Origin of the sequence: Sutterella sp., from assembly GCF_052272535.1 — a bacterium.
Classification (GTDB): domain Bacteria; phylum Pseudomonadota; class Gammaproteobacteria; order Burkholderiales; family Burkholderiaceae_F; genus Sutterella.
The window spans coordinates 1-11,340 of record NZ_DAVZJY010000055.1 but is presented as its reverse complement, the minus strand read 5'-3'; the positions used below and the strand labels follow the sequence as shown (position 1 = coordinate 11,340).

General features: G+C 65.3%; 11 protein-coding genes. 4 read left to right on the top strand and 7 right to left on the bottom strand.

What is annotated here, in order from left to right; translation table 11 throughout:
• Positions 1 to 88 precede the first annotated feature (88 nt).
• The 7 genes from ACT6Y9_RS04500 to hutW all read right to left on the bottom strand — a co-directional run bounded on the left by ACT6Y9_RS04500 (position 89) and on the right by hutW (position 8,050).
• Positions 89 to 592: a flavodoxin family protein gene (locus tag ACT6Y9_RS04500; RefSeq protein ID WP_443743645.1), complete on the bottom strand. Its 504-nt coding sequence runs from the start codon at positions 590 to 592 to the stop codon at positions 89 to 91.
• Positions 593 to 607: 15 nt separating this feature from the next.
• Entirely contained in the window at positions 608 to 1,141 is a 534-nt protein-coding gene (hutX, locus tag ACT6Y9_RS04495) for a heme utilization cystosolic carrier protein HutX (protein WP_295480565.1), read from the bottom strand.
• 61 nt (positions 1,142 to 1,202) lie between these two features.
• The gene (locus tag ACT6Y9_RS04490; protein ID WP_443743644.1) at positions 1,203 to 2,687 is read right to left on the bottom strand and encodes an ABC transporter ATP-binding protein; all 1,485 of its coding nucleotides are present in this window, start codon (positions 2,685 to 2,687) and stop codon (positions 1,203 to 1,205) included.
• A gap of 13 nt (positions 2,688 to 2,700) precedes the next feature.
• Positions 2,701 to 3,486, bottom strand: coding sequence for an energy-coupling factor transporter transmembrane component T family protein (locus ACT6Y9_RS04485; protein WP_443743643.1), 786 nt, complete (start codon positions 3,484 to 3,486; stop codon positions 2,701 to 2,703).
• Positions 3,467 to 4,009 (bottom strand): MptD family putative ECF transporter S component, encoded by a 543-nt coding sequence (locus ACT6Y9_RS04480; RefSeq protein ID WP_295480571.1) that lies wholly within the window; start codon positions 4,007 to 4,009, stop codon positions 3,467 to 3,469. Before ACT6Y9_RS04480 ends, ACT6Y9_RS04485 begins: the two co-directional genes overlap by 20 nt.
• 94 nt (positions 4,010 to 4,103) lie before the next feature.
• Positions 4,104 to 6,173, bottom strand: a complete 2,070-nt coding sequence (locus ACT6Y9_RS04475; protein WP_443743642.1) for a TonB-dependent receptor plug domain-containing protein — start codon at positions 6,171 to 6,173, stop codon at positions 4,104 to 4,106.
• An 80-nt stretch (positions 6,174 to 6,253) separates the two neighbouring features.
• Entirely contained in the window at positions 6,254 to 8,050 is a 1,797-nt protein-coding gene (gene hutW / locus ACT6Y9_RS04470; protein ID WP_443743641.1) for a heme anaerobic degradation radical SAM methyltransferase ChuW/HutW, read from the bottom strand.
• Positions 8,051 to 8,352: 302 nt separating this feature from the next.
• Between hutW and ACT6Y9_RS04465 the strand changes: the two genes are divergently transcribed.
• From ACT6Y9_RS04465 to ACT6Y9_RS04450, 4 genes are all read left to right on the top strand, one after another.
• Complete coding sequence (locus ACT6Y9_RS04465; RefSeq protein WP_443743640.1) at positions 8,353 to 8,994, top strand: metal-dependent transcriptional regulator; 642 nt, start codon at positions 8,353 to 8,355, stop codon at positions 8,992 to 8,994.
• Between the two features lie 78 nt (positions 8,995 to 9,072).
• Positions 9,073 to 9,603, top strand: a complete 531-nt coding sequence (locus ACT6Y9_RS04460) for a flavodoxin family protein (RefSeq protein ID WP_443743639.1) — start codon at positions 9,073 to 9,075, stop codon at positions 9,601 to 9,603.
• Positions 9,604 to 9,722: 119 nt separating this feature from the next.
• Positions 9,723 to 10,637 carry an ABC transporter ATP-binding protein gene (locus tag ACT6Y9_RS04455; protein ID WP_443743638.1) on the top strand — a complete coding sequence of 305 codons (915 nt, stop codon included), beginning with the start codon at positions 9,723 to 9,725 and terminating at the stop codon, positions 10,635 to 10,637.
• 1 nt (position 10,638) lies between these two features.
• Positions 10,639 to 11,340 (top strand): ABC transporter permease (locus tag ACT6Y9_RS04450; RefSeq protein ID WP_443743637.1); only part of this gene is annotated, 702 nt, incomplete at its 3' end.

Below are 11,340 nucleotides of genomic sequence, written 5' to 3'. Positions count from 1 at the left end.
AGCGTTGGTCAAGTGGAGAATCCCCGTCCTTCAGGGCGGGGAGTGCGTCAAGGTGCGCCGTCTTGAGCAGGCGACGCGCTGGGGCGTTTCACCCGAAGCACTTTCTCCAGGCCTCAACGGCCGCGAGCACGTCGAGACGGTCGGGGTGCGTCTCGGCGGCCTTGCGGCGCGCGTCGCGCGCGGGATCGGGCTTGCCGTTCCCGAACATCTTGTTCATGCGCTCGATCAGCTCGGGGTCGATGCGCCCCTGGCAGAGGAAGGTGCCCTTCAGGACGTTCCCTTCGCCCGCAGCGACGAGCTCTTCCGAGGTCTTCTGCATCCACGCGAGGGCGCGCTCCTCCTGCGGACAGCCGCCCATCGTGGCGAAGCAGGCGACTTCCTTCCCGCAAAGGCGCTTCGCGGCCGCCTTCATGTCTTCCGGGGCCATGCCGCGGTCGCACCAGAAGAAGAGCCCGACGGGGCCGAAGCCCGAGAGGTCTCCGGGAAGATCGGCCGCGTTCATGTAGACGGCGCCCGCGACTTCGTCCGCAATGCCGTGGGCGATGATGCGGGTGTTGCCGGTCTTGGAGCTTACGAGAATCAGGGGTTTCATGGTGCTCCTCCCCCTTCAGGCGCAGAACTTCTCGCGGTCGGCGAAGAAGGCGGTCTTCACGGACTCGATGATCTGGTGGTTTTCGCGGCCCGCGTAGACGGAGAAGCTCACGGCGCCTTCGGCGTCGAAGAAGGCCACGGAGAGCGACTCGCGTCCCATGAAGGGCATCGTGAGGAAGGCCGCGGCCTTGATGTTCTCGACGCGGATGTGGCCGCCCACGACGGCGTCCTTCGCGAGGATGTTGTAGTAGCCCTGCGCGGTCTTGCCGGTCGAGAGCTTCGCGGCGATCTCAAAGACGTGGCCGCCGTGAATGAGAAAGAGCGTCGCCTTCGCCCAGTCGGCGAGCGCGGCCCAGAGTTCGGGGAAGCGTTCCGCGGCGTCGCCCGTGACGAAGGAGACGCGGTCGGCGGGGAGGCGCTTGGCGGCTTCAAGCTCCGTGAGGCCGAGCTTCTGCGCGACGACGCCGAGCGTCACCGGGAACTTGGCGTTCATGAGTTCGGTGATGGCGGCGGCCTGTTCGGCGGTGGGTTCGATGCGTTCGATCGTCATGGCTTGGGTGTCCTATGGTGGATGGTTGCTTCAATGGGGTGGAAGGAATGGGTTGAGGGCTTCAGCCCTCGGGCTGGAGCCGCTGCATCACGAGCGCGCGGTCGCAGATCGAGAGGAGCTCGAGGTCGTGGGTGATGAGGAAGACCGCGCGTCCGCGGGCGGCCTCTTCGCCGAGAAGTGTGGCGATGCAGGCCATGTTCGCGCCGTCGAGACCGCTCGTCGGTTCGTCGAGGATGAGGATCGCCGGGTTCTTCACGAGTGCGCAGGCGATGACGACGCGCTGCTTTTCGCCGCCCGAGAGGCTCTGCGGGTGGCGAAAAGCGAGGTGCGAGAGGTTGAGGCGCCGCATGATCTCCTCGCAGCGCCCGGCCTCGGAATCGGTGAGCTTCACGCGCCTGAGCTTCGCCCAGAAGCCCTCCTTGGCGCGCTCCGCGGCGATGCCCGCCTCCATCGCGGAGCGGATCTCCTCGCGCACGGTGCGCATCTGCAGCTGGTGGTCGGCGTTCTGGAGCACGAGCCCCGAGTGCGGCATGAGGCCGCCCTTGCCGACGGGCTTCCCGCAGACGGCGAAGACGCCTTCGGCCTTGTTGAGGCCCGTGAGGATGCGCGCGAGCGTGGTTTTGCCCGTGCCGTTTGCGCCGATGAGCGCCGTGACGCCCGCCGGGACGGGAAACGAAACGTCCGTGAAGATCGGCTTCTCGGGCGTGTAGGCGAAGCTCATGCGCGACGCGGAGAAGACCGCGTCCGTTTCGTCGGGCGCCGCGCCGAAGACCACGGGGATCGAGGGCAGCGTCTCGCGCGGATCCTCAACGTCCGCACGGCGCAGCCCCCAACGCTCGCGCATCCCTTCGTCCTCGAGGATCGACCAGGCGCCGCGCTCCTCGATGCGGCCCTTCGACATGACGATCACCTCGTCGGCGACGTCCTTGAGCCAGTAGAGGCGGTGGTCCACGACGAGGATCGCCGCGCCTTCGCGCTTCAATTCCCCCATCGTGAGGGCGAGCGACTCCGTCGCTTCCGGGTCGAGATTCGCCGACGGCTCGTCGAAGATCAGAACCTTGGGGCCGAGGGCGAGGATGCTCGCCAACCCCACCTTCTGCTTCTGGCCTTCGGAGAGCGCGTGGATGTCCTGGTTGAGCAGCGGCTCGATGCCGAGCTTCTTCGCCGCGCGCTCGACGCGCTGGTCGATCTCTTCGGGCGGCACGCCGCGGCTCCTGAGCGCGAAGGCGATCTCGTCGCCCACGGCGAGCGCGAAGAACTGCTCCTCGGGGTCCTGAAAGAGCGTGCCGACGACCTCAGCGAGCTCCGCCACGGGCGTCGTCGAGACGTTGAGTCCCGCGACCGTGACCGTGCCGAAGACCGTGCCGCCGTAGATCTGCGGGCAGATGCCGTTCGTGAGGCGCATGAGCGTGGTCTTGCCGCACCCCGAGGCGCCGGTGACGACCTTCAGCTCCCCCGCGTTCACCGTGAGGGAGATGTTCTCGACCGCCTTCTGAGTCGTGTTGGCGTAGACGTAGGAGACGTTCTTGAATTCGATCATCTTCATGGGGAAGGCGCTCCTAGGGCATGGCGACGGGGGCGGCCCAAATGTGCTTGAGGAACACTTCGGCGAGGAGGGTGAGGACGGCGGTGAGCGTGAGGACGCCGAGCACGACCACGTCCGCACGGGTCATCGTCCGCCCGTCCATGCGCATCGTGCGCTTGGTGGTGCCGAGGCCCTTGAGTTCGGACGCGACGCCGAGCGTCTCGGAGGACTTCAACGCGCGGAAGAGCACGGGCGCGAGGACGAGGCGGGCGCAGAGCAGCGGCCGCATCGTCATCATCACCGGGCCCACGGGCCAGCCGCGGATCTTGAGCGTCTCCCAGACCTGCTTGATGTCGTTCGTGAAGGTCGGGATGAAGCGCAGCATCACCGCCGTCGGGAGGAAGATGCAGAAGGGAAGGCGGATGCGCTCGAGCGTGGCGAGGAGATCCTCGACGCGGGTCGTGAGGGCGAGCACCATCACGACGTTCATCATCGAGAGGCCGCGCAGGAACGGAATGAAGAGCGCCTTCAAGGTGAGTCCCCCCATCGCGGGGAACCACTGCTCGAGCAGGAGCCCGAAGAGCGCGGCGACCGCCATCATCACGGCCATGGCGCCGTAGAGGACCGCGAGGAGCCCCGGGCGCTTCAGAAAGAGCGCGTAGACGAGGGTGGCCGCACAGAGAACGAGCTGCGAAAGGGCGCCCCCGCAGGCGACCGTGAGTACGGCCGCGGCGAGGGTGACCATGAGCTTCGTGCGGGCGTCGAGGTGCTGCAGGGGGGACGCTTCCGCCCCCGGCTTCTTAGCGAACAAAGCCCGCATGCTTCAATTCTCCAACAGTTTTCCAGCCGAACCAGAGGCCGAAGAGCGATCCGAGATAGCCGCAGAGGACGATCGGAATGATGACCGTCATGAGCTGCGGGCTTTCGCGCAGGAAGAGGTACGACACCCCGAGGGAGAGCCCCTTGCTCATGAGGTCGTAGACGCCGACGGCGACCCAGGGGGCCCAGGGCTTCTTCGCTCCGCCCGAGATCCAGACGAAAAGTTCGCCCGCCAGGGCGCCGGCAAGGGCGGCCGGGAGCAGCGTGAGGCTCCCGCCCAGAAGACAGACGCTCACGATCATCGAGACGATCGTGAAGAGCGTGAGGGTGCCGAGCTTGGGCACCTTGGTGAGGAGCACGATCATCAAGGTCGTGAAGACCAGGTTCTTGGCGATCAGGCTTGCGGGGTTCATGCCGCCGCCCGCAAGGGCGATCAGGAGGCTCGAGAGCTTCGCAGCCGCGGCGAAGACGCCGACCAGGCAGAGTTCGCGCGCCTCCCAGTAGCGGTTGATGGGACGATCCATGAATCGTGCTCAATGGTGTTGAAAAGGGAAGGAGCTTCGCCTCGTCCGACCGGGCGGACCCGGACGGACGAGGGATGCTCACAGGACCAAGGGGTTAGAAGCGGGCGTTCATCTTGATGCTGAAGTAGCGGCCCGGCTCATAGATGGAGCCTTCGTTCTGGTACTTCTTGTCGAAGATGTTGTAGAAGCCCGCGTCGAGCGAGTACTGCTTCTCCGGACCGAAGGAGACGCCCGCCGTCATGTTGAAGGTGGTCGCACCGCCATAGCGAAGCTCTTTGTCAGGGTCGTTGTTCTCCAACGTCTTCATCGCGGTCTGCGTAAAGCCGTAGACGTCGGTGCGGAGCCCAAGACCGTTGTACTCGCCCGTCCAACGCACGCCGTAGCGGCCATAGAAGTCGGGCGTGCCGGACTTGAAGGTCTTCATGCCGTTGTGGTTGAACTGGCGGCGCATCCAGGTGAGGTTGGCGTACGGTTCGAAGCCCGTCGCACCGATTTCCCAGGAAGCGGACATTTCAAGCCCCCAGGTCTTGGCCTTGGCAATGTTCTGATACTGCGTGGTCGTCCCTCCGGTCGGCGCCACCACTGCGATGTAGTCGTCGGCATCGGAGTAGAAGGTGGTGGCGTCAAGCTCAACGCCGTGCTTGGACCAACGAGCACCGAGTTCGAAATTGTCGGACGTTTCCGGCTTCAGATCGGGGTTGGCAAGAGTGGTCGAAGAACCCGTACCCATGGCGGTGTCGATGTAGAGGTTCTGCAGTAGCGGGAACTGATAGCCCTGCGAATAGGCGGCGCGCAGCGTCAGATCATCAATGCCGTTCCAGAGGAGGCCGAAGTTGAAGACCGCCTTGCCGTCGGAAAGCGAGGGGAAGGACTTCGAGGCGGTGCCTGACCTCATACCCCAGGTGACCTGGTCCATTTCAGACTTGACCCAGGTGTAGCGGACGCCGTAATTGGCCGTCAAGTCGAAGGGCAGCGTCGTCTCCATGCTGGCGAACACGGCGTTCGTCATTTGGTAGCCGTCGTAATTTTTGTCAGTGACCTTCATAAGGGGCACGCCGGGAGAGCGAAGCATCCACATCTGGCTGGTGGCATCGAGGTCGTCGTAATTGAACTCATACCCCGCGATGAGGTAGTGGTTCTGTCCAAGCCGCCAGTCCGTCTGAACGGAAAAGCCGTACTGATTGAGCTTGTTGTCGGCAAGAGGAGAGACGTAACTGGTGCTGTTCGGAACCCTGCCGTTAGAAGTGCCGATGGTGTTCACCATCGATTTGTTGCCCCGCTGATAGAAGGCGTCGGTGCGGACACGAACCAGATTGTCTGAGATGTTCTTCACTTCAGCGAAGACGCCGGCCTTGTAACGCTCCCACTTCGGCACGTCGACGGTGAAGTAGGGGTAGCCACCGGAAACGTCGGAGGAGCCGAATTCAAGGTCGTAGTATTCGAGGCGGCCGCCCACCTGAGCGTCCGCAGTGATGTCGTAGGAGACGAAGCCGGAGGCGGCGCGGGAGGTGAAGTACGTGTTGAACATGTCGCCGGCCGGCGTCTTCAGTTCACCGTCGTCCTCAACGCTCGCGGAGAGGCGGTAGTTCCAGCCGTTCGTCGAGCCATAGACCGACCCGGACGCGCTCTTGCCGGAGGCGGAGGTGTTCATCCCGGCGGAGAGTTCGCCGCCGATCGGCTTCGTGCCGCCCTTCTTCGTGATGATGTTGATCGCGCCGCCGATGGCTTCAGAACCATAGAGGACGGAGGCCGGTCCCTTGATCACTTCAATGCGCTCGATTTCGGACGGAGAGATCAGCAGGGGCGAGCCCGACATCGACTTCTGTTCGCCGATTTTTTGGCCGTCGATCATCACGAGCGTGTGAAAGGCGGATTCGCCGCGGATCTTCACGCGCTTGATGCCCTGCCCGCCATCGTTGTTGATGCGCACGCCGGGGACGTTTTCAAGCAGTTCGCCGACGGTGCGGGCATTGGATTCCCGGATCTCTTCTTCCGTAATCACGGAGACGGACATGTTGACGTCCTTGAGCTCCTGCTCCACGCGGCTCGCGGTCACCTTGACGGGTGCGAGCGTGGTGTATTCATCGGCCTGAGCGGCGCAGGCGCCGATGGCAAAGAGGGCGGCCGCAACGGCAGCGGCAAGAATGCGCTTCTGACTGTGCATTTTTTATGTTTTCCAGAAGGAGGAGGTGTTGAGAAAGGTTCCAGGACCTTGCGGTCTGGGGTCTCATGGATCGGCGTGGCTCACCCGAGGTGCGGGGGCACGGCCTTCTTGTCGTCCGCCGCTTCTTTGGCGGCGTATTTTTCAGGGTTCTTGAGGATCGCGTTGAAATCGTCGTCCGGGATCGATTCGATGAGCTTCAACACGGCTTCGCGGTCGATCTTTGGGTCCATGTGCGCGAGGCGCTCCGCGGGCATGCCGCGCAGCTTGTTCATGAGCATGGCGCGCGGCATCATGCGGGCCATGTCGCGCATGGAGGCGGGCACCATCGCGAGCATGCGGGCGATGCCGGCGATCGAGACGGGGGCGTTCGCTCCCGAGGCGTGCGGGTGGCCGCCCGGCATCGCGCCGGGGCGCCCCTCCATCGCAGGCGCTCCCATGACCTTCTTCACGCCGCCCGCGGGCATGGCGCCCGGGAGCATGGGCTCGAGCCAGTTCATGAGGAGCTGCGCGAGGGTGACGTGCCAGTACTGGCCCGCAACCGTCTGGCAGTACCAGTCGCCGCGCTTCGAGAGAAGACCGGCCTCACCCCACTGCTTGATCACGGGGGCGGCCATCGCCTCGAGGTCGAGGCCGCCGAAGGCGGCGCCGATTTTCTTCAGGTTGATCGCGCCCGACTCCATGTCGGCCGAGAGGGTGCGCAGGAGGTGCCAGTTGGGCTTCGGGGCCATGAGAAAGGCCGCGGGCTTCTCGCCCGCCTCGAGGATCTTGTAGTAGTCCTCGAGCTTCCTCTCCATCATGAAGGCGTTGCCGAAGAGGCGCCCGCCCGCGCCGCAGCCGAAGGCGAGGCAGTCGCAGGCGCTCTTGCCGAGCGCGTTGTAGATGTTGCGCTCGCGCGTGGAGCTGCCCCAGTGGTTGTTCGAGAGCCGGCGCCAGTTCTGTTCGGTGAGGTATTCGACCGACTTCGCGAAGAAGTCGGCCTTCTGGGCCTGGTCGGCCGCGGGAGGAAGCTTGCCCGACTCAATGCGGCGCGCGAGCGGGGACTTCTCGAAGACGTTGAGCTGATAGCAGTCGATGCCGTCCAAAGGCAGCGACGTTGCGGTCCTGAGGTCGTCCTCCCAGATCTCCATCGTCTGGCCCGGGAACCCGTAGATCAGGTCGAGCACCACGGCGGAGTCGTCGTAGGAGCAGAGCTGCTCGAGGCGCGAGATGATCGCATCGCGCCCGTCGACGCGCATCATCGACTGGCGCACCTGGGTGTTGAAGGTCTGCACGCCCAGGGAGAAGCGGTTCACGCCCCCTTCGAGCGCCGCCTCCATCTTCTCGTTCGAGAAGTTGTGGATGCGCCCTTCGAGCGTGATTTCGCAGTCGTTGGCGAGCGGCAGGTACTTCTTCAGGGCACCGAGCACGAGGCGCAGGTCGTCGGGCGAGAAGGCCGTCGGCGTGCCGCCGCCGAAATAGACGGCGTGGATCGGGGCGGAGTTCTGAGCCGCGCGGTCGGACCACATCTGGATCTCGCGCACGAGCTTCTCGGCGTACGCATGCACCGCCTCTTCCTTGAAGGGGTTTTGGTAGAACATGCAGTAGAGGCAGCGCGTCTCGCAGAAGGGGACGTGGATGTAGGCGAGCGACTTGCCCGTGCGCGGACGGTCGGCGAGCGCCTCAAGGGTCCTGCGTGCATCTTCTCCGGTCTTCGGCATGCCGCCCGGGCCCGAATGAATCACGGCCTTCGCCGTGAAGGCCGCGTGCAGCGGGTCGGCGGGGTTGGCGTAGAAGGCTTCCGGAGTGTGGGACTTCGCCCGTTCGCTCATTTCACGGGCGCCCGCCTCAAAGGTGGCGGCAGCGGGCTTCTTCGCCTCGCCGGAGGAGGAGTGCATCATGGTTGTGGCGGCCAAGGGTGTGGGGTGTCGGTGCCCGGGGAGACCGCTCCCGTCGGTTGGGCGGGCGGCTTCGGGCGCTCGTCTTTGAAGAGCAATGAAAATCATTTCAATAGAGATAATGAAAATGATTCTCACTCGGCGCGGAGTATATCGGTATAATGTTCGAGCTGTCAAACATTGGTGGTGGCTTCAATCTCTCTTGAGCGTCTCAATCTCTTCGCGCTTTAGGAAGCCCCGCACGACTCAGGACGCAGGCGGATCGGGCCGCCTCCACTTTGTCCCGACGACCTCACGCAAATCCGATGACCACGCCACACCAAGAAGAACCGCCCGTTCGTCCCGACGCGCCGGCCGACCATCCGGATGCGCCGCACTGCTGCGGAGCGTCCGCGTGCGCGCCTGCGCCCTCCCTCGCGGACAAGCATGCCGCGGGCCTTTCGCCCACGCGTCAGAACTACCTGAAGTACATCTACCTTGAGGAGGAGGCGCAGGGGTACGCACGCGCCTGCAAGCTCTCCGAAACGCTCGGCGTCACGCGCTCGACCGTGGCCCTCACCTTCCGCGACCTCAAGGAGCGGGGCTACATCACCTACGAGCGCTACAGCCCGATCCGCCTCACCGAAAAGGGGCGCGCGATCGCCGCGGAGCTCGTGCGCAAGAACAAGATCATCAAGCACTTTTTCAGCTCGGTGCTCGACCTTGACGAGAAGATGGCCGACAAGATCGCCTGCGAGCTCGAGCACGTGATCTCCGAAGCCGTTCTCGGCCGCCTCGCCCGCTTTGAAGGCCACATCGCGCTCCACCAGAGCTTCTGGCGGCAGCACGAGGGCGGCGCCGCTGCCGACGCGCCCGCCGGCATGCCCGCCGGCCACCCCGGCGCACATCCGGCCGCCATGCCCCCGGGGCACCCGGCCGTTGAGCCCGCCGAGGGCGAGGGCTCCTGATGCAAAAGCGGGCGGCTGCGCACGGGCGCCGCCCGCTTCAATGAAGAAGAACAGACATCCACCTCAAGGTCCATTGAAATGGCCGAGACCCAAACCGCCGCCAAACCGCTCATCGTCATCAGCTCGCGCACGGGCAACACGATGATCCTCGGGCACGCGATCTGCGACGCGCTTCCCGGCGCCGTGCTCGTGCGTCCGAAGGACCTGCCCGCGGACCTCGCGCCCTACAACCCGGTCTTGCTCGGCTTCTGGCGCGATCTTGACGACGCGCCCGAAGAGATGCGCGCCGTGGCGCCGCGCTTTGAAGGCAAGACCATCGGGTGCTTCGCGACGATGGGCGGCGACGCGCAGAGCCCCGAAGCGCGCGACTGGATGGCGAAGACCGCGAAGCGCCTCGTCGAGGCCGGGCGCGGCAACACGCTCGCGCAGACCTTTCTCTGCCGTGGGCGCTTCGACCCGGAGGCGTTCGGCCGCATCACCACGATGATGGCCGGGCGCCCGGGGCTCGAAGGCGAGGAGAAGCGCCGCGCGAGCGACACGCACCCGGACCGGCTCGACCTCGAAAAGGGCGCGGAGCTCTTCCGGAGCGTTTTTGGCATGAATTTCTAGCGGGCGCCATCCGTCGGGCTTCGCCCGGAGCAAGCGGACGTTCCTGCGCCGACCGGGAGGGAGCTCTCCCACATTGAGGCGGCGCCCTTCATTCTCTTCCAACAACCTCCACCACCATCATGACTCAGACCACCACGCCCGCCGTGAGCTTCAAAGGCGTAGAAAAACGCTACGCCTCGGGCACTCAGGCCCTCAAGGGAGTGTCGTTCGCCGTTGAAGAAGGCGAGTTCTTCGGTCTCCTCGGCCCCAACGGCGCCGGCAAGACCACCCTGATCTCCTGCCTCGCGGGGCTCACCACCCCGACGGCGGGCCGCATCGTCGTGCGGGGCGTGGACTGCGCGGCGGACCGCCGCCGCGCGTCGCTCTCCCTCGGCATCGTCCCGCAGGAGATCACCTTCGACCCCTTTCTCACGGTGCGCGAGACGCTGCGCTTCCAGTCGGGGTACTGGGGGCTGCGCAGGAACGACGCCTGGATCGACGAGATCCTCGAGAACCTCGGGCTCGCCGACAAGGCCGACGCCTCGATGCGGGCGCTTTCGGGCGGCATGAAGCGGCGCGTGCTGGTCGCCCAGGCGCTCGTCCACAAGCCGCCCGTGATCGTGTTGGACGAGCCCACCGCGGGCGTGGACGTGGAGCTGCGCGAACACCTCTGGGACTTCATCGGGCGTCTGCACCGCGAAGGGCGCACGATCATCCTCACGACCCACTACCTCGCCGAGGCGCAGCAGCTCTGCAGCCGCATCGCGATCATGAAGCTGGGCGAGGTCGCCGCGCTCGAGCGCACCGAAACGCTCCTCTCGCGCTTTGAGGGCCGGGTGCTGCGCTGCCGCATCGTTTCGGGCGATCTGCCCGCGGCCCTGGAGCCCGACGTCGTGCGCCGCCACGGCGCCGACGTGGCGCTTCGGCTCACCGACGCCGACGACGTCCTCGCGAAGCTCGAATGCATGCGCGCGGCGGGCGTGAAGATCGAAAACCTCACGGTCGGGCAGCCCGACCTCGAGGACGTGTTCCTTGCACTCATGGGAGCGAATTGAGATGTGGACTCCGTTTTGGACGCTCTTTGAGAAGGAGGTCGTCCGCTTCATGAAGGTGTGGCTGCACACCGTGCTCGCCCCCGTGCTCACGGGCGGCCTCTACCTCGTCGTTTTCGGGGAGGCGCTCTCCAAGCACCTCCCCGTCTATGATGGCGTCTCCTACACGGCCTTCATCATCCCGGGCCTCATCATGATGACGGTGCTGCAGAACGCGTTCTCAAACACCGCCTCCTCGCTCATCCAGTCGAAGATCTCGGGAAACCTCGTCTTCATCCTGCTCCCCTCGATTCCGGGGCCCGCGGTGGCCGCCGCCTACATCGGGGCGTCGTTCGTGCGCTCGATGCTCGCGGGCGCGGGACTCTACCTCCTCTGCGCCTACTGGGCCGCGCCTCCGGTGCGCGAGCCCTGGCTGCTCGTCTCCTTCGCCTTCTTCGGCTGCATGATCATGGCCGCGCTCGGCCTCATCACGGCGCTCTGGGCGGAGAAGTACGATCAGATGGGGGCGGTGATGAACTTCGTCGTGATGCCGCTCACCTTCCTCTCGGGCGTCTTCTACTCGGTCGAGTCGCTCCCTCCCCTCTGGCAGACGGTGAGCCGCCTCAACCCCTTCTTCTATCTCGTGGACGGCTTCCGGCAGGGGTTCTTCGGTACGGGCGGCACCGACCCGTGGGCGTCGCTTCTGATCGTCGGCGCCACGGCCGCC

What these genes read in the sequence shown, in the direction of transcription:
- ACT6Y9_RS04500 (WP_443743645.1), bottom strand. Translation starts at nt 592, where the DNA reads ATGAAACCCCTGATTCTCGTAAGCTCCAAGACCGGCAACACCCGCATC.
- hutX (WP_295480565.1), bottom strand. Translation starts at nt 1,141, where the DNA reads ATGACGATCGAACGCATCGAACCCACCGCCGAACAGGCCGCCGCCATC.
- ACT6Y9_RS04490 (WP_443743644.1), bottom strand. Translation starts at nt 2,687, where the DNA reads ATGAAGATGATCGAATTCAAGAACGTCTCCTACGTCTACGCCAACACG.
- ACT6Y9_RS04485 (WP_443743643.1), bottom strand. Translation starts at nt 3,486, where the DNA reads ATGCGGGCTTTGTTCGCTAAGAAGCCGGGGGCGGAAGCGTCCCCCCTG.
- ACT6Y9_RS04480 (WP_295480571.1), bottom strand. Translation starts at nt 4,009, where the DNA reads ATGGATCGTCCCATCAACCGCTACTGGGAGGCGCGCGAACTCTGCCTG.
- ACT6Y9_RS04475 (WP_443743642.1), bottom strand. Translation starts at nt 6,173, where the DNA reads ATGCACAGTCAGAAGCGCATTCTTGCCGCTGCCGTTGCGGCCGCCCTC.
- hutW (WP_443743641.1), bottom strand. Translation starts at nt 8,050, where the DNA reads ATGATGCACTCCTCCTCCGGCGAGGCGAAGAAGCCCGCTGCCGCCACC.
- ACT6Y9_RS04465 (WP_443743640.1), top strand. Translation starts at nt 8,353, where the DNA reads ATGACCACGCCACACCAAGAAGAACCGCCCGTTCGTCCCGACGCGCCG.
- ACT6Y9_RS04460 (WP_443743639.1), top strand. Translation starts at nt 9,073, where the DNA reads ATGGCCGAGACCCAAACCGCCGCCAAACCGCTCATCGTCATCAGCTCG.
- ACT6Y9_RS04455 (WP_443743638.1), top strand. Translation starts at nt 9,723, where the DNA reads ATGACTCAGACCACCACGCCCGCCGTGAGCTTCAAAGGCGTAGAAAAA.